18 protein-coding genes and 1 riboswitch are annotated in these 21,372 nt (G+C 75.1%); of the genes, 10 read left to right on the top strand and 8 right to left on the bottom strand.

The genetic code is table 11. The annotated features are described in order from the left end of the window. Nucleotides 1-4 precede the first annotated feature (4 nt). From ABZ911_RS07075 to cobM, 8 genes are all read left to right on the top strand, one after another. Nucleotides 5-568: a rhodanese-like domain-containing protein gene (locus ABZ911_RS07075; RefSeq protein WP_358052795.1), complete on the top strand. Its 564-nt coding sequence runs from the start codon at nt 5-7 to the stop codon at nt 566-568. A 9-nt stretch (nt 569-577) separates the two neighbouring features. Next, a complete protein-coding gene (locus ABZ911_RS07080) occupies nt 578-1,348 on the top strand; it encodes a sulfite exporter TauE/SafE family protein (RefSeq protein WP_358052797.1) in 771 nt (256 codons plus the stop codon). A 42-nt stretch (nt 1,349-1,390) separates the two neighbouring features. Further along, entirely contained in the window at nt 1,391-1,540 is a 150-nt protein-coding gene (locus ABZ911_RS07085) for a hypothetical protein (protein WP_358052799.1), read from the top strand. Between the two features lie 89 nt (nt 1,541-1,629). Continuing rightward, nucleotides 1,630-3,363 (top strand): ABC transporter ATP-binding protein, encoded by a 1,734-nt coding sequence (locus tag ABZ911_RS07090; RefSeq protein ID WP_358052801.1) that lies wholly within the window; start codon nt 1,630-1,632, stop codon nt 3,361-3,363. Next, a complete protein-coding gene (locus ABZ911_RS07095) occupies nt 3,360-5,120 on the top strand; it encodes an ABC transporter ATP-binding protein (RefSeq protein WP_358052803.1) in 1,761 nt (586 codons plus the stop codon). Before ABZ911_RS07090 ends, ABZ911_RS07095 begins: the two co-directional genes overlap by 4 nt. Nucleotides 5,121-5,132: 12 nt before the next feature. After that, nucleotides 5,133-5,522: a TIGR03618 family F420-dependent PPOX class oxidoreductase gene (locus tag ABZ911_RS07100; protein ID WP_358052805.1), complete on the top strand. Its 390-nt coding sequence runs from the start codon at nt 5,133-5,135 to the stop codon at nt 5,520-5,522. After that, nucleotides 5,519-6,775, top strand: coding sequence for a precorrin-6y C5,15-methyltransferase (decarboxylating) subunit CbiE (gene cbiE, locus ABZ911_RS07105; RefSeq protein WP_358052807.1), 1,257 nt, complete (start codon nt 5,519-5,521; stop codon nt 6,773-6,775). The genes ABZ911_RS07100 and cbiE overlap by 4 nt, the downstream gene beginning before the upstream one ends. Beyond that, nucleotides 6,772-7,518, top strand: coding sequence for a precorrin-4 C(11)-methyltransferase (gene cobM, locus ABZ911_RS07110; RefSeq protein ID WP_358052809.1), 747 nt, complete (start codon nt 6,772-6,774; stop codon nt 7,516-7,518). The genes cbiE and cobM overlap by 4 nt, the downstream gene beginning before the upstream one ends. A 17-nt stretch (nt 7,519-7,535) precedes the next feature. Here the strand turns inward: cobM and ABZ911_RS07115 are convergent, their stop codons facing one another. Continuing rightward, nucleotides 7,536-8,609 carry a cobalt-precorrin-5B (C(1))-methyltransferase gene (locus tag ABZ911_RS07115; RefSeq protein WP_358052811.1) on the bottom strand — a complete coding sequence of 358 codons (1,074 nt, stop codon included), beginning with the start codon at nt 8,607-8,609 and terminating at the stop codon, nt 7,536-7,538. A 23-nt stretch (nt 8,610-8,632) separates the two neighbouring features. Between ABZ911_RS07115 and ABZ911_RS07120 the strand changes: the two genes are divergently transcribed. Then, nucleotides 8,633-9,367: a cobalt-precorrin-6A reductase gene (locus ABZ911_RS07120; protein WP_358052813.1), complete on the top strand. Its 735-nt coding sequence runs from the start codon at nt 8,633-8,635 to the stop codon at nt 9,365-9,367. On the opposite strand, the gene ABZ911_RS07125 is transcribed toward ABZ911_RS07120, so the two are convergent. Genes ABZ911_RS07125 through cobG form a run of 3 tightly spaced genes read right to left on the bottom strand, consistent with a single transcriptional unit; the run spans nt 9,355 to nt 12,835 of the window. Next, a complete protein-coding gene (locus ABZ911_RS07125; RefSeq protein WP_358053257.1) occupies nt 9,355-10,893 on the bottom strand; it encodes a precorrin-2 C(20)-methyltransferase in 1,539 nt (512 codons plus the stop codon). The genes ABZ911_RS07120 and ABZ911_RS07125 overlap by 13 nt on opposite strands. Before the next feature lie 5 nt (nt 10,894-10,898). Then, nucleotides 10,899-11,519, bottom strand: coding sequence for a precorrin-8X methylmutase (locus ABZ911_RS07130; protein WP_358052815.1), 621 nt, complete (start codon nt 11,517-11,519; stop codon nt 10,899-10,901). Continuing rightward, nucleotides 11,516-12,835: a precorrin-3B synthase gene (gene cobG, locus ABZ911_RS07135; RefSeq protein ID WP_358052817.1), complete on the bottom strand. Its 1,320-nt coding sequence runs from the start codon at nt 12,833-12,835 to the stop codon at nt 11,516-11,518. The genes ABZ911_RS07130 and cobG overlap by 4 nt, the downstream gene beginning before the upstream one ends. 29 nt (nt 12,836-12,864) lie before the next feature. Then, a riboswitch (cobalamin riboswitch) is annotated at nt 12,865-13,052 on the top strand. A 50-nt stretch (nt 13,053-13,102) separates the two neighbouring features. Between cobG and cobN the strand changes: the two genes are divergently transcribed. Continuing rightward, nucleotides 13,103-16,699 carry a cobaltochelatase subunit CobN gene (gene cobN, locus ABZ911_RS07140; protein WP_358053260.1) on the top strand — a complete coding sequence of 1,199 codons (3,597 nt, stop codon included), beginning with the start codon at nt 13,103-13,105 and terminating at the stop codon, nt 16,697-16,699. Here the strand turns inward: cobN and ABZ911_RS07145 are convergent. The 4 genes from ABZ911_RS07145 to ABZ911_RS07160 are packed head-to-tail and all read right to left on the bottom strand — an operon-like array spanning nt 16,654 to nt 21,368. After that, nucleotides 16,654-17,973 (bottom strand): cobyrinate a,c-diamide synthase, encoded by a 1,320-nt coding sequence (locus ABZ911_RS07145; protein ID WP_358053262.1) that lies wholly within the window; start codon nt 17,971-17,973, stop codon nt 16,654-16,656. The two genes, cobN and ABZ911_RS07145, sit on opposite strands and share 46 nt — an antisense overlap. 8 nt (nt 17,974-17,981) lie before the next feature. Next, nucleotides 17,982-18,584, bottom strand: a complete 603-nt coding sequence (cobO, locus tag ABZ911_RS07150) for a cob(I)yrinic acid a,c-diamide adenosyltransferase (protein ID WP_358052818.1) — start codon at nt 18,582-18,584, stop codon at nt 17,982-17,984. Between the two features lies 1 nt (nt 18,585). Continuing rightward, on the bottom strand, nt 18,586-20,718 hold the full coding sequence (locus ABZ911_RS07155; protein WP_358052820.1) for a VWA domain-containing protein: 2,133 nt from the start codon (nt 20,716-20,718) through the stop codon (nt 18,586-18,588). After that, nucleotides 20,718-21,368: a histidine phosphatase family protein gene (locus tag ABZ911_RS07160; RefSeq protein WP_358052821.1), complete on the bottom strand. Its 651-nt coding sequence runs from the start codon at nt 21,366-21,368 to the stop codon at nt 20,718-20,720. Before ABZ911_RS07160 ends, ABZ911_RS07155 begins: the two co-directional genes overlap by 1 nt. Nucleotides 21,369-21,372: the final 4 nt, after the last annotated feature.

A 21,372-nucleotide genomic window follows, 5' to 3' on the forward strand; every position in this document is an offset into this window, starting at 1 on the left:
TCTCATGCACGACCTCACCACCGACCAGGTCCGCCGTCTCGTCGAGGCCGAGCCCCGAACCCGGCTCATCGACGTGCGCACGCCCGGCGAGTTCTCCGCCGCGCACATCCCCGGCTCCGCCAACGTCCCGCTCGACCTGCTGCGCGCGAACGCCGCCGGCCTGCAAGCCGCCCACGACGACCACGTCGTGCTGGTGTGCCGCTCGGGCGTGCGCGCCCGTGACGCCCGGCTGATCGCCGAGGCCGCCGGGCTGGAGCGGGTGAGCGTGCTGGAGGGCGGCGTCAGCGCGTGGGAGCGCGACGGCGCGCCGCTGCGCCGCGGGCGCGGCACCTGGGCGATGGAGCGCCAGGTGCGCATGGTCGCCGGCGCCCTCGTGCTGGCCGGGGTCGCGGGCAGTGCCGCCTGGGAGCCGCTGAAGTGGGTCGCCGGGGCGGTCGGCGCTGGGCTGGCCTTCTCCGCCCTGACCGACACCTGCGCGATGGCCCGCGCGCTGTCGGTGCTGCCGTGGAACCGGACCGGCCGGGCCGGCGGCGGCGACCTGCTGGCCGCGCTCACCGGCCGCTCGTAGGGGCACGCCGTGGCGACCGTCATCGTCTTCGGCCTCGCCGTCGGCCTGCTGCTCGGGCTGCTGGGGGCCGGAGGCTCGGTCCTCGCCGTGCCCGCCCTCGTCTACGGCGTGGGCCTGCCCCTGGAGACGGCGATCCCGGCCGCGCTCGTCGTGGTCGGCGCCTCGGCGCTGACCGGCCTGGCCGGCCGCCTGCGCAAGGGGCTGGTCCGCTGGCCGGTCGCCCTGGTGTTCGGCGTCGCGGGCCTGCCCGCCGCCTTCGCGGGGACCGCGGCCGGGCGGCTGCTGCCCGAGCGGTGGCTGATGGCCGGGTTCGCCGCGCTGATGGTGGTGGTCGGGGTGCGCATGCTGATGCGGCAGCGGGAGGACGGGGGCGCGTGCCGTACCCGGTCGGGGCGGGTGGACTGGCGGAGTTGCCTGCCGAAGGCGCTCGCCGCCGGGGCCGTGGTCGGGGCGCTGACCGGGCTGTTCGGGGTGGGCGGCGGGTTCGTCGTCGTTCCCGCGCTGACGCTGCTGCTCGGGCTGGCCGCTCCGGAGGCGGTGGCCACGTCGCTGGTGGTCGTCGTGCTGAACTCCGGCTGGGGTCTGCTGGCGCACCTCGGCACGTCGGCCGCCCTGGACTGGCCCGTGACGGGCGCGTTCGCCGTGTCGGCGATGGTCGCCTCGCTGCTGGCCGGGCGGGTGGCCGGGCGGGTGCCCGCCGACCGGCTACGGCGCGCGTTCGCCGCTCTGGTGCTGCTGCTGGCGGCCGGGGTGGCGACCTCGCTGGCCGTGGGCTGGTGAGATCCATCCGCTCCCACCGCTCCGTCCCCTGAGGACCTGCGGGTGAGGCATGTGGTCGCGCACGCGCTGCGCCACCTCGCCTTCCTGCTGGTCACCGACCCCGTCGTGAGCGCGACCCTGGCCCCGCATCCGGCGGTGATCGCCGCGCTCGGGCACCTGGCCCCGGCCCTCGCCCAGCCCATCACCCTCTGAAGATCCTTCGCGTCCTCCCTTGCCACGGCACCGCCAGATGAGTCATTCTTGCCACTTGATAGCTATTGCGAACTACTTGCAATAAGGGAGTGGCATTGCTGGACCGGACACTGCTGGGCCTGACCGAACCGGGCCGTCCCTGGCTGGGCGCGGCCGTGGCCGCGGGGGTGGGGGTCTCGGCGACCTACGTGGGGCAGAGCCTGCTGCTCACCCTCGCGATCATCCGCGCCCTCGACCGTGACCTGCGGGCGGCGGTGCTCGCCTGCTGCGCGGCCCTCGGGCTGGTCGCGGTCCGTTCCGTACTGGTGTGGGCGCGCGAGGTGACCGCCACGCGCGGCGCCGAGCGGGTCAAGGCCGCCCTGCGCGAGCGCCTGTACGGCCACCTGCTCACGCTGGGCCCCGGATACGTCTCCGGCGCCCGCACCGGCGGGGTGCTGACCACGCTGGTGGACAGCGTCGAGGCGATCGACCGCTACGTCGGGGTGTTCCTGCCGCAGGTGCTCGTCTCGGTGCTCGGCGGCGCGGGCATCGTCGCCGTGCTCGCCTGGATCGACCCGGCCGTCGCCGTACTGGTCGCGGTCACCGCCGTGCTCGCCGCCGCGGCCCCCCGGCTGATGCGCCGCCGCATGCTGACCGGGCTCACCGGCTTCATGACCGGCTGGCGGACGCTCAGCGCCGACTACCTGGAGGCGGTGCAGGGCCTGCCCACGCTGAAGGCGATCGGCGCCGAGGAGCGGTTCGGGCAGCGGCTGTCCCGCCGGTCGTGGGCGTTCTTCCGGGAGTCGCTGCGCTTCACCTCCGTCTCGACCGTGTCGGCGGGCTTCGTCGGCGTCTTCGCCGCGCTCGGCACGGCCGCCGCCGTCGGCCTGGCCGCCTGGCAGTACGCCTCGGGCGGGCTCGCCCTCACCGCGATCTTCGCCGTCCTGCTGCTGTCGCGTGAGGCGTTCCGGCCGGTCACCGAGCTGATGGCGGCCTTCCACGCGGGACAGGGCGCCCTGCCCGCCGCCCACGGCATCGCCGAACTACTCGCCACCACTCCCCCGGTCCCCGACACGGGCGCGGTACGGCTCCCGCCCTCCGCCACCCCGCCCCAGGTGACCTTCGACGACGTCGTCTACGCCTACCCCGGACGGGAGCGGCCCGCCCTGGACGGGGTGAGCCTGACCCTGGCGGCCGGGCGGACCACGGCGGTCGTCGGCGCCTCGGGCGCGGGCAAGAGCACGCTGATCCGGCTGCTGCTGCGCCTGGCCGACCCGACCTCGGGCCGGGTCACCCTCGACGGAGCCGACCTGCGCGACCTGCCCCTGGACAGCCTGCGCTCGCGCGTCGCCGTCGTCTCCCAGGAGATCTTCCTCTTCCAGGGGAGCGTCGCCGACAACATCGGGTTCGGCAAGGAGGGCGCCACCCGCGCCGAGATCGAGAAGGCCGCGCTGGTCGCGCACGCCCACGACTTCATCCGCGACCTGCCCGACGGGTACGACACGCTCGTCGGCGAGCGCGGCCTGCGGCTGTCGGGCGGGCAGCGGCAGCGGCTGGCCATCGCCCGCGCGGTCCTGGCCGACGCCCCGCTGCTGGTCCTGGACGAGGCCACCTCCAGCGTGGACGTGGCCGCCGAGCGGGCGGTGGTGGCCGCGCTCGACCGGCTGCGCACCGGGCGGACCGTCCTGGTGATCGCCCACCGGCTGTCCACCGTCGCCGAGGCCGACCACATCGTCGTGCTCGACCAGGGCCGGGTGTCCGAGGCGGGCGCCCCCGAGAAGTTGATCGCCGCGGACGGCGCCTACGCCAGGCTCGTCGCCCGCCAGCAGGAGGGAAGCGCATGACCACCGTCTCCGCGCGGCGCCGTGGCGCGCTGCTGACGCTGTTGCGGCCCCAGCGGGTCAGGCTGGCCGTGGCGATCGGGTTCGGGCTGCTGGACCAGGCGCTGGCGCTGGCCGCGGCGCTGCTGGGCGCCGCCCTGGTCGGGCGGGCGCTGAACGGCGCCGCCGCGGCCGACCTGGTGCCGTGGCTGGTCGTGCTGATCGCCCTGGTGCTGCCCAAGGTGCTGGCCGCGTGGGCGGAGTCGTACATCGCCCACGACCTGGCCTTCCGGGTGCTCGCCGAGCTGCGCGACCGCTGCTACCGGAAGCTGGCCGCGCTGACGCCCGGGTACCTGCTGCGCCGCCGGTCCGGGGATGTCGGCGCGACCGCGATGGCCGACGTGGAGGTGCTGGAGCTGTTCTTCGCGCACAGCCTCACCCCGCTGGTCGTGGCCGCCTCGGTGCCGCCCGCCTGCCTGGTCGCGGCGTTCTGGGTGCATCCGCTGGTGGGGCTCGCGCTGCTGCCGGCCGTGGTGGCGATGGCGACGGTGCCGTTCTGGTTGCGGCGGCGCTCGGCCGTACAGGCCGGGGTGATGCGGGCGGCGGCGGGTGAGGCGACGGCCGAGACCGTGGACGCCGTGCAGGGGCTGACCGAGACGCTGGTCTTCGGACGGCAGGACCTTCAGCACGCCCGGCTGCGGGCGGCGGCGGGCCGGCTCGACGTGGCCACCCGCGCGCACCGGTCGCGCGGCGGGCTGGAGAAGGCGGCGGGCGACGCGATCGCCGCCGCCGGGCTGGTCGGGGTGGTGCTGGTCGCGCTCGCCCTGGTGGACGCGGGGGCGCTGGCCGCCGACCGGATCGTGGTCGTTGCGGTGGTGGGCGGGTTCGCGTTCCTGCCGCTGATGACGCTGGTGGACACCTGGCGTGAGCTGTCGACCATCCGCGCCGCCGCGAGCCGCCTGCTCCGCATCCTGGAGGCCGAGCCCGACGTCGTCGAACGCCCGGCCGCCGCCCTGGCGGCGTCTCCCGAGCCGTCGGTGAGCTTCGAGGGGGTGCGCTTCCGGTACACCGCCGACGGGGCCGACGCGCTCGACGGGGTGTCGTTCACCGTCGAGCCTGGCACCACCGTGGCGCTGGCCGGGCACTCGGGCGCGGGCAAGAGCACGTGCGCGTCGCTGCTGCTGCGGCACTGGGACGTCGCCGAGGGCGCGGTGCGGATCGGCGGGCACGACGTGCGCGACCTGCCGTTCGAGCGGCTGCGGTCGCTGGTGGTGGCGGTGCCGCAGGAGACGTACCTGTTCGCGATGAGCGTCCGGGAGAACCTGCGGCTGGCCCGGCCGGACGCGACCGACGCCGAGGTCGAGGCGGCGGCGCGCACGGCGTGCGCGCACGAGTTCGTCGCCGCCATGCCCGACGGCTATGACACGCTCGTCGGCGAGCGCGGCGCCCACCTGTCGGGCGGGCAGCGCCAGCGGCTGGCCATCGCGCGCGCCCTGCTCACCCGCGCGCCGATCCTGGTGCTGGACGAGGCGGTCTCCAGCCTGGACAGCGAGAGCGAGGCCGCCATCGACGAGGCGCTGCGCTCGGCCAAGGACGACCACACCACGCTGATCGTCGCGCACCGGCCGTCCACGCTGCGCACCGCCGACCTCGTGGTGCTCCTGCACGAGGGCCGGGTCGCCGACATCGGGCCGCACGACGAGCTGCTCGCCCGCAGTCCCGCCTACCGCACGCTGCTGGCCCAGCCGGGCTTGACTACGATGTCTCCGGAATCCGGCTGAAAAGGGGTACGAGTGGATCTGGTCGAGCGGGACGAGGCGTTCATCGCGTTCTGGCGGGAGCGGCACTACAGCACGCTCACCACCGTCAGGCCCGACGGCACCCCGCACGTGGTGCCCGTCGGGGTGACGCTCGACCCCGTCGCCGGCGTCGCCCGCGTGATCACCTCGGGCACCTCCCGCAAGGCGGTGCTGGCGGCGGCCTCGGACGGCGTCGCGGTCGCGCTCTGCCAGGTCGACGGCCGCCGCTGGTCGACCCTGGAGGGCCGGGCCGTGGTCCGCCGCGAACCCGAGGAGGTGGCCGACGCGGTACTGCGCTACACCGAACGCTACAAGCCGCCGCGGCCGAATCCCGCCCGCGTGGTGCTGGAGATCCACATCACCCGCGTCCTGGGCAACATGTGATCGTCGTCGTGGGGCTCGGCGCCGACGGGTGGCCGGGCCTCTCCTCCATCGCGTGCCAGGCCGTGTCGGCGGCCGACGTGCTGATCGGCGCCCCCCGGCATCTCGCCCTCGTTCCCGACGCGCTGCCTGGAGCGGGCGCGCTCAGGGTCGTGCTGCCGTCTCCGCTGCTGCCCGGTCTCGCCGCGCTGGCCGAGGAGCACGCGGGCCGGGAGGTGTGCGTGCTGGCCAGCGGCGACCCCATGTTCCACGGCATCGGCTCGACCCTCGTGCGGCTGCTCGGGGCCGATCGGGTGCGGGTGCTGCCGCACGTCTCGTCGCTGTCGCTGGCCTGCGCGCGGCTCGGCTGGCCGGTGGAGCGCACCGAGGTGGTCAGCCTGGTCGGCCGCTCCCCCGACGCGCTGCGCGCGGCGGCGCTGCCCGGCCGCCGCCTGCTCGTGCTGAGCGCCGACGGCGGCACGCCCGCGCGGGTCGCGGCCCTGCTGTCCGCGCACGGCTACGGCGCCAGCCCGATGACGGTGCTGTCCGACCTGGGCGCGCCCGCGGAGTCGATCCTGTACGGCACCGCCGCCCACTGGCCGCACCCCGTCACCCCCGCCCTGAACGTGATCGCCGTGGAGTGCGCCCCCGACCCGGGTACCACGCCATCGCCGCTGACGCCCGGACTGCCCGACGACGCCTACGAGCACGACGGGCAGCTCACCAAGCGCGAGGTGCGGGCGGTCAGCCTGTCCCGCCTGGCACCCCTGCCCGGGCAGTTGCTCTGGGACGTGGGCGCGGGCGCGGGCAGCATCGCGATCGAGTGGATGCGCGCCCACCCCTCGTGCACGGCCGTCGCCGTGGAGAGCCACCCCGACCGCGCGGCCCGCGCCGAACGCAACGCCGGCGAGCTGGGCGTGCCCGGCCTGCGGGTGCTGAGGGGCCGCGCCCCCGAGGCGCTGGACGGCCTCCCCACCCCGGACGCGATCTTCGTCGGCGGCGGCGCGACGGTGCCCGGAGTGCTCGAGTCGTGCTGGGCGGCACTCCGCCCCGGCGGCAGGCTCGTGGTCAACGCGGTCACCCTGGAGTCCGAGGCGACGGTCGGCCTCTGGTACGGCAGGCACGGCGGCGACCTGGTCCGCCTGGCGGTGCAGCGGGCGTCGGCGGTCGGCGGCTTCACCGGCTGGCGCCCGATGATGCCGGTGACGATCTGGTCCATCACCAAACCCGCGACGGACGCGGTTGGACCATCTACTTCTTTGAGGGATATCTCGTGACAGTGCACTTTGTCGGAGCGGGGCCGGGGGCGGCCGATCTCATCACGGTGCGCGGGCTGCGCGTGCTGGAGGCGTCGCCCGTGTGCCTGTACGCGGGCTCGCTGGTTCCGCGCGAGCTGCTCGGCTCCTGCCCCGAGGGGGCCAGGCTGGTGGACACCGCGAACCTCACCCTGGACGAGATCGTCGCCGAGATGGCCGCCGCGCATGAGGCGGGACTGGAGGTGGCGCGGCTGCACTCCGGCGACCCGTCGGTGTTCAGCGCGATGGCCGAGCAGATGCGGCGGCTCGACGCGCTCGGCGTCCCCTACGACGTGGTGCCGGGGGTGCCCGCGTTCGCTGCCGCGGCGGCCTCGCTCGGGCGGGAGCTGACCGTGCCGGGCGTGGGACAGACGATCATCCTGACCCGCACGTCGGCCAGGGCGACGCCGATGCCCGACGGCGAGGATCTGGCCACGCTGGGCGCGAGCCGCGCCACGATGGTGCTGCATCTGGCGGTCCAGCGGATCGAGGCCGTGGTGGCGGAGCTGACGCCGTCCTACGGCGCCGACTGCCCGGTGGCGGTGGTGGCGCGGGCCAGCCGGGACGACGAGCTGATCGTCAGGGGCACACTGGCGGACATCGCCACCCGGGTGCGCGAGGCCGGGATCGCCCGCACCGCGGTGATCGTCGTCGGCCGGGTGCTGGCGGCGACCGCGTTCCCCGACAGCCACCTGTACTCAGCCGACCGCTGCCGCACCCCGTGACCCCCGCCCCGTCCTGGTCACCGGGCGCGGCCCACGATCACGCCCGCGCGGTCGATGACCACCACGTCCACCTCCACCGGGGCCTCCCGCAGGACCTCGACGGCCGTCCGGCGGGCGCGCTCGGCGACCAGGTCGCCCAGCGGCAGGCCGGACTCCTGGCACAGGCGCAGGGCGTGCAGGGCGGTGTTCGCCTCGCGTACCCGGTCGGCCAGGCCGGGCGGGCCGCCCGCGTCGAGGACCAGCGAGGCCAGCAGGCCCAGGTTCACCTGGGAGCGGCCCGAGTGCAGGTCGAGGTGGCCGTCGGCGAGCTTGGACAGCTTGCCGACGCCGCCCGCGACGGTCAGCCGGGGCACGGGATGACGGCGCAGGTACTTCAGGACGGCTCCGGCGAAGTCGCCCATGTCGAGCAGGGCGTCCTCCGGCAGGCCGTACAGGTCGGCGGCGACGCGTTCCGAGGTGCTTCCCGTGCATCCGGCCACGTGGGTGCGCCCGGCCGCGCGGGCGACGTCGACGCCCCGGCGGATGGAGTCGATCCAGGCCGAGCAGGAGTACGGCACGACGATCCCGGTCGTGCCCAGGATGGACAGGCCGCCGAGGATGCCCAGCCGGGGGTTCCAGGTGCGTTTGGCGAGTTCCTCGCCGTGCTCGACGGAGATCTCCACGATCACGTCGCCGCCGCCGCCGTGCAGGGCGGCCACTTCGGCGACGTGCTCGCGCATCAGGCGGCGGGGCACCGGGTTGACGGCGGGCTCGCCCACCTCCAGCGGGAGGCCGGGCTTGGTGACGGTGCCGACGCCCGGGCCCGCGACGAAGGTGACGCCGGTGCCGGGGGGTGCGTGCCGTACCGTCGCGGAGATCAGGGCGCCGTGGGTCACGTCGGGGTCGTCGCCCGCGTCCTTCACCACCGAGGCGGTCGCCCGGTCGCCGGCGAGGTGCTCGCGGGCCAGGGCGAACGCGGGCCGCTGGCCCCGGGGCAGCGTGATCGTGACGGGGTCGGGGAAGTCGCCGGTGAGCAGGGCGGTGTACGCGGCGGTGGTGGCGGCGGTCGCGCAGGCGCCCGTGGTCCAGCCGTGGCGCAGGGGTGTGCTCATGAGTCCATGGATGGAGCGGTCTGATGCGGGTGCTGATTCTGGGCGGTACGGCCGAGGCGCGCGCCCTGGCCGCCGCCCTCGACGGAGACCCGCGGGTACGGGTGGTGTCGTCGCTGGCGGGGCGGGTGACCAATCCCCGGCTGCCGGTGGGCGAGGTGCGCGAGGGTGGCTTCGGCGGCCCCGAAGGGCTGGCCGCCTGGCTCACCGGGCACGGGATCGACGCGCTCGTGGACGCCACGCATCCGTTCGCGCGGCGGATGACCGCCTCCGCCGCCGAGGCCGCGGCGGCCACCGGCGTGCCGCTGCTGGTGCTGCGCAGGCCGGGGTGGCGGGAGGAGGCGGGTGACTCCTGGCACTGGGTGGAGTCGCTGCCCGCCGCCGCCACGCTGCTGCCGTCGCTGGGGCGGCGCGTCTTCCTGACGACCGGGCGCAGGAGCCTGCCGGTGTTCGCGCCGCACCCCGAGCTGTGGTTCCTGGCCAGGTCGGTGGACCCGCCCGAGCCGCCGATCCCGGCGGGGGTGGAGGTGCTGCTGGCGCGCGGGCCGTACACCGTGGAGGGTGAGCGCGCGCTCATCGGCGAGCACCGGCTGGACGTGCTGGTCACCAAGGACAGCGGCGGCTCGATGACCACCGCCAAGCTGGTCGCGGCCCGCGAGCTCGGCGTGCCCGTGGTGATGGTCCGCCGCCCGCCGCCGCCCGCCGGAGTACGGCTGGCGGACAGCGTCGAGGCGGCCGTGGAGTGGGTTCATCCGGGGTAGCGGCGCGGCGTGTAGACGGCGCGGGCGGTGGCGCGGGTGGTGGAGGAGCCGACGATCAGCAGGCAGCGCATGTCGACCTGGGCGGGGTCCAGCTCGCCCAGCGTGGTGACGGTGACGCTCTCGTGCGCGCCGCCGACGTCGCGGCCGATGACCACGGGCGTGTCCGGGGCGCGGTGCTCCAGCAGCAGGTCGCGGGCGGCCGACACCTGCCAGGTACGGCTCCGCGAGGCCGGGTTGTAGATCGCCAGCACCAGGTCGGCCCTGGCGGCGGCGCTGATCCGCTCCGCGACCACCTCCCACGGCTTGAGCAGGTCGGACAGCGACAGCACGCAGTAGTCGTGCCCCAGCGGGGCGCCCGCCCTGGCGGCCACGGCCTGCGCGGCGGTGAGACCGGGGACGATCCGTACCGGCACGTCGGTGTACGCGGGGTCGTCGGCCGCCTCCAGGACCGCGCTGGCCATGGCGAACACTCCGGGGTCGCCGGAGGAGACGACGGCCACCCGGGCGCCGCCCCTGGCCAGTTCCAGGGCGTGCCTGGCGCGCTCGGCCTCGACGCGGTTGTCGGTGCGGTGGCGGTGCTGGCGAGGGTTCGGGGGGACGCGGTCGACGTACGGGCCGTAGCCGACCAGGTCGGTGGCGGCGGCCAGCGCCTCCTGCGCCTCCGGGGTGAGCCACGGCCGCCCAGCCGGGCCGAGCCCGACCACGACCACCTCCCCCTGCCCGTCAGCCCGCGTGCTCGCCGCCCCGACCGGATCCGCCACCGGCTGGACGCCGCGCGATCCATCCGCCGTCCCCGTGTCGTTCCGGCCGCCGGCCGCGCTCGGGAGCAGGGCCAGGGAGAAGTACGGCACGTCGCCGGGGTCCACGTCCTTCAAAGGGGCGATGCGCTGGGCCGTGGTGGTGGCGCGTTCCACGTACCAGGCGTCGTCCAGGCGTCCGGCCTCGGCCAGCGCGTCGCGTACCTTCTCGAAGGTGCGCCCCAGCTTCAGCACCGCCGCCGAGTCGGTGTTCCTCAGCTTCTCGGCGAGAACGTCCGCCGGCAGGGTGCCCGGGAGCACGGTCAGCGTCTCGTCCCGCTCCACCAGCGGCCGGCCCAGCACCGCCGCCGCCCCGCTGACCGAGGTGACACCTGGTACGACCTCGGTCTCGTAGGCGTGCGCGAGCCGCTTGTGCAGGTGCATGTACGACCCGTAGAACAGCGGATCCCCCTCGCACAGCACCACCACGTCCCGCCCGGCGTCCAGGTGCGCGGCCAGCCGGACCGCGCAGTCGGCGTAGAAGTCGTCGAGCGCGCCCTGGTAGCCGCCGGGGTGGTCGGTGCTCTCCGTGGTCAGCGGGTACAGCAGCAGCTCCTCGACCTGCCCCTCCCGCATGTACGGCAGGGCGATCGAGCGGGCGATGCTGCGCCCGTGCCTGGCCGCGTGGTAGGCGATCACCCCGGCCTCGCCGATCAGCCTGGCCGCCTTGACCGTCACCAGTTCGGGGTCGCCGGGGCCGAGGCCCACGCCGTACAGCCTGCCCGTCATCGCGTTCACTCCACCTCGTTCGCGATGGCGTTGACCGCCGCCGCCGCCATCGCACTACCGCCCCTGCGGCCGTGCACCACCAGGTACTCCAGGTCGCTGTCGGCCAGCGCCCGCTTCGACTCGGCCGCGCCGATGAACCCGACCGGGATGCCGAGCACCGCGGCCGGTCTGCCCGCGCCCTCCTCGACCATCTCCAGCAGCCGGAACAGCGCGGTCGGGGCGTTGCCCACGGCGACCACCGCGCCGTCCAGCCGGTCGCCCCACAGTTCCAGGGCGGCGGCGCTGCGCGTGGTGCCGAGCCGTTCGGCCAGCTCCGGCACGCCGGGGTCGCCGAGCGTGCAGAGCACGTCGTTGGCGGCGGGCAGCCGGGCCCTGGTCACGCCGGAGGCGACCATCATCGCGTCGCACAGCACCGGAGCCCCCCGGCGCAGGGCTGCCCGCGCCGCCGCCACCACGCCCGGCGACCAGTCCAGGTCGTCGACCAGGTCGGTCATGCCGCAGGCGTGCACCATCCTGACCGCCACCTGGGCCACGTCGGGCGGCAGGCGGGTGAGGTCGGTCTCGGCCCTGATCGTGGCGAAGGACTGCCGGTAGATCTCGGCGCCCTCGCGGATGTACTCGCTCACGTTCCCCCTCTGACGGCCGCCACCACGGCGCCCGCCTCCTTCATGTCTCCGGTGGTACGGCGGGCCCCGCCGACCTCGACACGGTAGCCCTCGGGTGTGGCCACCACCTCGACCACCCGTCCTCCGGGCCTCCCGCACCGCCGCTCACACCCGACCCAGTGCACGGGCAGCACCCGCTCCACCTCCTGGGCGTGGGCCGCTTCCTGGGCATGCCGTGCCGTCTCCTGCTCCGTGGCCCAGCTCGCCGCGTCCGCCTGGACGTCCGCCAGGGACTTGGCGCAGCCGGGACTGCCGGTGCACGCGGTGAGGCCCGCCCAGGGGGACGCGGGGTCGGCGACGAGGCCCGCCGCGACGAGCGCCTCGATCTGGTGGGCGGCCTGGGCGGGAGTGAGACCGGGCACGATGGCGGTGCGCCAGGGCGTCAGCCGTACCGGCGCCTCGCCGTCCGGAGTGCGGGCGGCGGTGGCGAGGGCTCGCGCCTGGGCTGCCGAGAGGCGTCCGAGCGGCACCACGACCTCCAGCGCCACCCGCCCATCCCGCTGCCGTCGCACGCCTGGTGCCCCGACCCCGCCAACCGCTTCCGCAGCGGTCGGGTCGGTGGCGTGCGGGTTGGTGGCGTGCGGGGCGAGTCGGGCGGCGAGCCGGGTGGGGCCGTCTGTCAGCTCGCGGATGCGCCATGCCGCCGAGTTCTGGGCCGCGCGTTCGTCCAGGAACGCCTCGGCGGCGGCGACCATCAGGGTCACGGCCCGCGCGCCCGGCTCCGCCGCGAGCCCCACATCGGCCCCGGCCAGCAGCACCTGCCCGGCCCCGACGCCTCCCGCCCGGTCATCAGGCGCCCGCCAGGTGAGTGTCACGTCCGCGCCCAGGCCGACCACATCCCCCGTCCCGTCGTCCAGCGCGAACAGGAAGCGCCCAGGCAGCTCGGCGAGTCTGGGGCGGGCGCGGATCGCCAGGTCCAGGGCGGTCACCAGCGGCTGGACGTCGGTCACGCTCGAAGGGCCGTACACCGGTGAGGCCACGATGTTGCGGACGCGTTCGTGTGTCGCCGACGGCAGCAGGCCGATGGCCGCCATCCGGGCCGCGAACGCCGCGGGGTCGCGCAACCCCCGCACCTGGACGTTCGCCCGCGACGTCAGCTCGATCACCCCCGACCCGAGGAAGTCCGCGCAGGAGGCCAGCTCGTCGAGCTGCGTGGCGGAGACGGCGCCGCCCGGAAGGCGGACACGGGCCAGCGCCCCGTCGGCGGCGGTGTGCACCTGGAGCGCCCCCGGACAGGCATCAGGGCGTACACGTCCGGAAAAGTCGGCTTTGGACACGCTGAGGATGTTAACGCCAGTTTCTTGCATTGAATCCTGCTGCCGTAGTCTCATCATCAGGCGACGGCATGAAGGAAGCCGGTGAGAAACCGGCGCGGTCCCGCCACTGTAACCGGGGAGCGACCCCCGCCACAGGCCACGGCCCGGAAACGGGCTGGAAGGTCAGGGGTGAGCGTCGATCCGGGAGCCAGGAGACTTCTGCCGTCGTGACATCCACGACCGGGGCGAGGACCCCGAGGGAGGAACCCCGTGCGCTCTACGAGCAATGTGGTCCTGCTGCTGTCCACTTCCGACACCGACCTGCTGAGCGCCCGCGCGAGCGGCGCGGCCTACCGGCTGGGCAACCCGGCCAGGCTGACGGCCGAGGACCTGCCCGCCCTGCTCGACGGGGTGGATCTGGTCGTGGTGCGCCTGCTGGGCGGCCGCCGCGCCTGGGAGGAGGGCCTGGACCACCTGCTGTCCGGCCCGCGCCCGGTGGTGATCCTGGGCGGCGAGCAGGCGCCCGACGCCGAGCTGATGGAGCTGTCCACGGTCAGCGCGGGCACCTGCGCCGACGCGCACGCCTACCTGGCCTACGGCGGCCCGGCCAACCTGGCCGAGCTGCACGCCTTCCTGAGCGACACCGCGCTGCTCACCGGCCACGGCTTCGCCGCCCCGGAACCCACCCCGACCTGGGGCCCGCTGGACCGCCAGCCGCGCACCCAGGAGGGCCCCACGGTCGGCGTGCTCTACTACCGCGCGCACCACATGGCGGGCAACACCGCCTTCGTGGAGACGCTCTGCGCGGCGATCGAGGACGCGGGCGGGCAGGCCCTGCCGATCTTCTGCTCCTCCCTGCGTACGGCGGAGCCCGCCCTGCTGGAGACGCTGCGCGCGGCCGACGCCCTGGTCGTCACCGTGCTCGCGGCCGGCGGCTCCCGCCCGGCCACCGCGGGCGCGGGCGGCGACGACGAGGCGTGGGACGTGGGCGCGCTGGCCGGGCTGGACGTGCCGATCCTGCAGGGCCTCTGCCTGACCACGAGCCGCCAGGCGTGGGAGGAGAACGACGACGGCCTGTCCCCGCTGGACGCCGCCTCCCAGGTGGCGATCCCCGAGTTCGACGGCCGCATCATCACCGTCCCGTTCTCCTTCAAGGAGATCGACGAGGACGGCCTGACCGTGTACGCCGCCGACCCCGAGCGGGCGGCCCGGGTGGCGGGCACCGCCGTACGGCACGGCCTGCTCAGGCACGTCCCGAACGCGGACAAGAAGCTCGTCGTGATGCTCTCGGCGTACCCGACGAAGCACTCCAGGGTCGGCAACGCGGTCGGCCTGGACACCCCCGCCAGCACGGTGCGGCTGCTGGCCCGGCTCCAGAAGGCCGGGTACGACCTGGGCGAGGGCTTCCCCGGCGTGGCCGACCAGGACGGCGACGCGCTGATCCACGCGCTCATCGCGGCCGGCGGCCAGGACCAGAACTGGCTCACCGAGGAGCAGCTCGCCGGCAACCCGGTGCGCATCTCGGCGGCCTCCTACGAACGCTGGTACCGCACCCTCCCGGCCGATCTGCGCGAGGGGATGGAACGCCACTGGGGCCCGCCTCCGGGCGAGCTGTTCGTGCACGAGGGCGACATCGTGCTGGCCGCGCTGCGGGCGGGCAACGTGGTGGTGATGGTGCAGCCGCCGCGCGGCTTCGGCGAGAACCCGATCGCCATCTACCACGACCCGGACCTGCCGCCCAGCCACCACTACCTGGCCGCCTACCGCTGGCTGGCGGGCGAGTTCGGCGCGCACGCGATGGTGCACGTCGGCAAGCACGGCAACCTGGAGTGGCTGCCGGGCAAGTCGGCGGGCCTGTCGGCCTCGTGCGGGCCGGACGCGGCGCTGGGGGATCTGCCGCTGGTGTACCCGTTCCTGGTGAACGATCCGGGTGAGGGGACGCAGGCGAAGCGGCGGGCGCATGCCGTACTCGTGGATCACATGGTGCCGCCGATGGCCCGCGCCGAGACCTACGGGGACATCGCCCGGCTGGAGCAGTTGCTGGACGAGCACGCCTCGATCGCGGCGATGGACCCGGCCAAGCTGCCGGCGATCAGGGCGCAGATCTGGACGCTGATCCAGGCCGCGCGGCTGGACCACGATCTGGGGCTGGCCGACCGGCCGCACGACACCGAGTTCGACGACTTCCTGCTGCACGTGGACGGCTGGCTGTGCGAGGTGAAGGACGCGCAGATCCGGGACGGCCTGCACGTGCTGGGCGAGGCTCCGGCGGGCAAGGTCCGGGTGGACCTGGTGCTGGCGATGCTGCGCGCCCGGCAGATGTGGGCGGGCGCGCAGACGCTGCCGGGCCTGCGCGAGGCGCTGGGGCTGGCCGAGGACGGGTCGGCGGGGCTGGGCGGCGTGGACCGGGCCGAGGCGACGGCCCGCGCGCTGGTGGAGGCGATGGAGGAGCGCGACTGGGCGCCGGAGGCGGCGGGACCGGTCACCTCGCTGCTCCTCGGGCCGGAACCGGCCCCCGGGGTCCGGCCGGACCTCGTGGAGAAGGTGCTGGGCTTCGCCGCCACCGAGGTGGTCCCCCGCCTGAGCCGTACCACCGACGAGCTCGACCATCTGCTGCACGCCCTGGACGGCGGCTACGTCCCGGCCGGTCCCAGCGGTTCCCCGCTGCGCGGCCTGGTCAACGTGCTGCCGACGGGCCGCAACTTCTACTCCGTCGACCCCCGCGCGGTGCCCAGCAGGCTCGCCTGGGAGACCGGCCAGGCGATGGCCGAGTCGCTGCTGGAGCGCTACCGCGCCGACAACGGGGACTGGCCGCGCTCGGTGGGCCTGTCCGTCTGGGGCACCAGCGCGATGCGCACGGCGGGCGACGACGTGGCCGAGGTGCTGGCCCTGCTCGGCGCCCGCCCGGTCTGGGACGAGGCCTCACGCCGGATCACCCGTCTCGAACCGGTCCCGCTGACGGAGCTGGGCCGCCCGAGGATCGACGTGACGATCCGCATCAGCGGCTTCTTCCGCGACGCGTTCCCGCACGTGGTGGCCATGCTGGACGACGCCGTGCGGATGATCGCCGCGCTGGAGGAGCCGGACGAGGACAACTACGTGCGCGCCCACGTCGCCGCCGACACCGAGGCGCACGGCGACGAGCGCAGAGCCACGATGCGCGTGTTCGGCTCGCGTCCCGGCGCGTACGGCGCGGGCCTGCTGCCGCTGATCGACAGCGGCAACTGGCGCGACGACGCCGACCTGGCCGAGGTGTACGCGGTGTGGGGCGGCTTCGCCTACGGCCGCGACCTGGACGGCGTGCCCGCCCGCCAGGACATGGAGAGCGCCTACCGCAGGATCGCGGTGGCCGCCAAGAACGTCGACACCCGCGAGCACGACATCGCCGACTCCGACGACTACTTCCAGTACCACGGCGGCATGATCGCCACCGTGCGGGCGCTCACCGGCCGGGCCCCGGCCGCCTACGTGGGCGACAGCACCCGGCCGGACGCCGTGCGCACCCGGACGCTCTCCGAGGAGACCTCGCGGGTGTTCCGCGCCCGGGTGGTCAACCCGAACTGGCTGGCCGCGATGCGGCGGCACGGCTACAAGGGCGCCTTCGAGCTGGCCGCCACCGTCGACTACCTGTTCGGCTACGACGCCACCACCGGCGTGGTGGCCGACTGGATGTACGACAAGCTCGCCGAGACCTATGTCCTGGACCCGGAGAACCAGGCGTTCATGGCCAAGTCGAACCCGTGGGCGCTGCACGGGATCTCCGAGCGGCTGCTGGAGGCGGTCGAGCGCGGCCTGTGGCAGCACCCGGACCCGGAGATCCTGGCCGGGCTGCGGGAGGTCTACCTCAAGACCGAGGGCGATCTGGAGGACGACACCAGCCGCTGAGCCAGGGCGGGCGCGCCCGCCCAGTGCAGGTGCAGGTAGGAGGCGGTGAGCATCGGGTCGCCGAAGCCGTCTCCGCCGCCCTCCCAGCGGAACAGCGGGCCCGCGCCCGACGGTACGGCGGTGCGGTGGAACTCGTGGCCCCGGAAGCGCTCGCCCGCGCGGGTGAGCAGCGACGAGCGCATCGCCCGCGCGTCGCGATAGCCGAGCACGAGCCGCGGCGTCATCGCGGCCTCGGCGGGGACGCGGCCGCACATGGGGCGACCGTCGAGGGACCGGCACAGGTACAGCAGGCCCGCGCACTCGGCGGCGATCGGGCCGTCGAAGTCGGCGACGTGTTTGCGGAGCGGCTCGTTGGCGGCCAGCTCGGTGGCGTACATCTCGGGGAAGCCGCCGCCGATCACGAGCGCCCCGGCGCCCTCGGGCAGCGCCTCGTCGCGCAGCGGGTCGAACACCGCGACGTCGGCGCCGGCGGCCCGCAGCAGTTCGACGTGCTCGGCGTAGCCGAAGGTGAACGCCGCCCCGCCGGCCACCGCGACCACGGTCCGGTCCGGCCGCGCGGCGACCTCGGCGGCCGGGTCCCAGGGGGCGCCGGGCAGTGCGGGGGCGGTGCGGGCCAGCCGTACCAGGGCGTCGAGGTCGCAGGAGCGGGTGACGAGCTCGCCGAGGCGGGCCACCGACGCCACCGCCTCGGCCTCCCGCTCGGCGGCGGGCACCAGGCCCAGGTGGCGGGACGGGGTGGAGACGGCGTCGTCGCGGCGGATCGCGCCCAGCACCGGCACGCCCGCCGCCGCCAGCGCCGCCCGGCACAGCGCCTCGTGCCGGTCGGAGCCGACCCGGTTCAGTACCACGCCGCCCACCCGCACCCGGGGATCGAAGGTGGCGAAGCCGTGCACGACCGCCGCCACCGACCTGCTCTGCCTGGCCGCGTCCACGACCAGCACCACGGGGGCGTCCAGCAGCCGGGCGACGTGCGCGGTCGAGGCGAAGTCCGTCTCGCCCTTGCCGTCGAACAGCCCCATGACGCCTTCGACCACGGCCACGTCGCACCCGGCGGCGCCGTGCCGGAACAGCGGCACCACCCGCTCCTCGCCGGCCAGCCACGGGTCGAGGTTGCGGCCGGGGCGGCCGGTGGCGAGCGCGTGGTAGCCGGGGTCGATGTAGTCGGGCCCCACCTTGTGCGGTGACACGCGCAGCCCGCGCGAGCGCAGCGCGGCCATCAGGCCGGTCGCCACGGTCGTCTTGCCGCTCCCCGACGACGGCGCGGCGATCACCAGGCGCGGGACTACCACTCGATGCCCTTCTGTCCCTTCTGCCCGGCGTCCATGGGGTGCTTGACCTTGCCCATCTCCGTCACCAGGTCGGCGGCCTCCAGCAGCGCGGCAGGCGCGTCCCTGCCGGTGATCACCACGTGCTGCCCGTCCATCCGTCCGGCCAGCGTCTCCAGCACGTCGTCCAGGTCGAGCCAGCCCCACTTCAGCGGGTAGGTGAACTCGTCGAGCACGTAGAAGCGGTAGGTTCCGGCCGCCAGGTCCCGCTTGATCTGCGCCCAGCCCTCGCGGGCGTCGGCGGCGTGGTCCTCGTCGCTGCCCGGCCGCTGGATCCACGACCAGCCTTCGCCCATCTTGTGCCAGATCACCGGGCCGCCCTCACCGGACGCACCGAGCACGGTCAGCGCCCGCTCCTCGCCGATGCGCCATTTGGCGGACTTCACGAACTGGAACACGCCGATCGGCCAGCCCTGGTTCCAGGCGCGCAACGCCATCCCGAAGGCGGCCGTCGACTTGCCCTTGCCGGGGCCGGTGTGCACGATCAGCAGCGGCCGGGTACGGCGCTGCCTGGTGGTGAGTCCGTCGTCCGGGATGACGTCCGGCTTGCCCTGCGGCATGTCAGGCCGCCTTTCTGTAGTCGCGTACCAGGTCGCCGAGATCGGTCAGGGCGATCACGGGGGCGTGCAGGCGGTGAGCCAGGCGGGTGGCGAGGCCCAGCCTGACCGGGCCGCTCTCGCAGTCGACGACGACGGCGGCCGTACCGGCGAGCAGGGCCGCGGCCCTGTCCACGTCGCCGCCCGCGGTGGCCCGGCCGTCCGTGACGATCACCACCAGGGGGCGGCGCGCGGGGTCGCGCAGCCGCTCGACGCGCAGCACCTCGGCCGCGCGGGCCAGCCCGGCCGCGAGCGGGGTGCGCCCGCCGGTGGGCAGCGTGCGCAGCCGGGCCGCGCCCGCCTCGACCGACGACGTCGGCGGCAGCGCCACCTCGGCGGTCCTTCCCCTGAACGTCACCAGGCCGACCTTGTCGCGCCGCTGGTAGGCGTCCAGGAGGAGGCTCAGCACGGCGGTCTTCACGGAGGTCATCCGCTGCCGGGCGGCCATGGAACCGCTGGCGTCCACGACGAACAGCACCAGGTTGCCCTCCCTGCCCTCCCGTACGGCCTCGCGCAGGTCCTCGTCGCGGACGAGCAGCCCGGGGCCGCTGCGCCCGCGCCGCCTCTGGTGCGGCGCGGCGGCGCGGATCGTGGCCGTCAGATGCAGGGCGCGCAGCCGCCCCGAGGGCAACCGCGACCCGGTGGTACGGCCACGCGGCGTCCGCGCCGGAGACCTCCGCCCGGCCGCCCCCTCCCCGACCCCCGGCACCTTCAGCACCGGCACCCGGTACGGCTTCGCCATCCCGAACACCTGGCCGCCGGGCGCTTCCTCCCCTGGGTCCGCGCCGTCGGTCCGACCTCCTCCGGCGTCCTCCCCGGCGCTGCCTTCTCCGCCGTCCCTAGCCGCGCTTTCCGTAGCGCCGTCTCCGGCTCCGCTCTTGGTGTCCTCGCCTGCGCCGTCCTGCGGCGATCGCCCGTCATGTCGTGGTTCCGGTCCGGCGTCGCGGTCACCCCGAGATCCGGCGTCGTGGTCCTCCGCGGATTTCCCCGACTCGGGCCCGTGATCGCCTTCCGGTCCCGTCCCCGGGCCGCCCTCGGGGCCCTCGTCAGGATCGTCCGGGTCCTCGTCGGTCCGGGACAGCAGGTCCTCCAGCAGCGACTCGTCCAGGCCGGGCGCGTCGAACGGGTCGCGGCGGCGGCGGTGCGGCAGGGACAGGCGGGCCGCGGCGCGTACGTCCTCCGTCGTCACCGTCTCCCTGCCCTGCCAGGCCGCGTGCGCGATCGCCGCGTTCGCCGTCACCAGGTCCGCGCGCAGGCCGTCCACCTCGAACGCCGCGCACACCGTGGCGATCTGCCGCAGCCGGGCGTCGGGCAGCGCCACCCGCCGCAGCCGGGCCCTGGCCTCGGCGATCCGTCCGGCCAGCGCCTCCTCCTCCGCGCTCCACCGGGCGGCGAACCCCTCGGGATCGGCGTCGTAGGCCAGCCGCCTGCGCACCACCTCGGCGCGCTCGCGCGGCTCCCGCGACGCCTTCACCTCTACCGTGAGGCCGAAGCGGTCGAGAAGCTGCGGGCGCAACTCGCCCTCTTCCGGGTTCATGGTGCCGACCAGCAGGAATCTGGCGGCGTGCCGTACCGACACGGCTTCGCGCTCGACGTAGCAGGTGCCCAGGGCGGCGGCGTCGAGCAGCAGGTCCACGAGGTGGTCGTGCAGGAGGTTGACCTCGTCCACGTAGAGCACGCCGCGATGGGCGGCGGCCAGGAGTCCCGGCTCGAACGCCTTGACCCCCTCGGTCAGCGCCCGCTCAAGGTCCAGCGAGCCGACCAGCCTGTCCTCGGCCGCCCCGACCGGCAGTTCCACCAGGGCCGCCGCTCGCCACGTCACCGCGCCCCCGCCGATCCCGTCGTGCGGGCCCCGCTCGTGGGGGCCGTCGGGGCAGCCCGGGTCGGGGGTCGCGGGGTCGCAGGCGAAGCGGCAGCCCGTCACCACGTCGACCGGGGGGAGCTGGGCGGCGAGGGCGCGGACGATGGTGGACTTGGCCGTACCCTTCTCCCCGCGCACCAGCACGCCGCCCACCCTTGGGGAGACGGCGTTGAGCACCAGCGCCAGTTTGAGGTCGTCGAGCCCGACGACGGCGCTGAACGGGTAGGTGACGATCACTACGGGACCTTCCGGTTGACATGGGCGACCCGCCAGCCCTCCCGGGCGGCGGTCAGTTCGGTGGTGGACAGCGGGGCGAGATCGATCAACCCCGCCCGCCCGGGTTCGATCCCCAGCACATGTCCTAGGGCGGCCCTGATCACCCCGGCGTCACACACGACGACCACCCGCCCACCGCCCGCCGCGCCATCCACGCCCGGCGTCGCAGCTCCCTCCCCGTTCGGTGCGGCGCCGGTGTGTGCGGGTGTGTGCGGGTGTGTCGAGTCAAGCCAGCGGGCGACCCTGGCCGTCAGCTCGGCGAGGGTCTCGCCGCCGTGCGGGGCGGCGTCCGGGTCGGCGAGCCAGCGGGCGAGCCCTTCGGGCTCCTCGGCCGCGACCGTCCTGTACGGCAGGCCGCCCCACCTGCCGAGATCGGCTTCGGCCAGGGCGGTCACCACGACCGGCACGAGGCCGAGCGCGGCGGCCGTCTGCGCGGCGGCCGGGGCCGGGGACACGAACGCCCTGGTCCCCGGTTCGACCGCCAGCCGGATCACCCTGGCCAGGCTCGAAGAGTCCGCGTCTTCCGAGGCAGGCGCGCATCCTGCGGGCAGGCCGGAAGGAAAGCGGGGCTCGCGCATGGCCAGGGTGGTCGCGTGCCGGACGAACAGCACCCGG

Origin of the sequence: Nonomuraea sp. NPDC046570 (genome assembly GCF_040645915.1) — a bacterium.
GTDB lineage: Bacteria > Actinomycetota > Actinomycetes > Streptosporangiales > Streptosporangiaceae > Nonomuraea.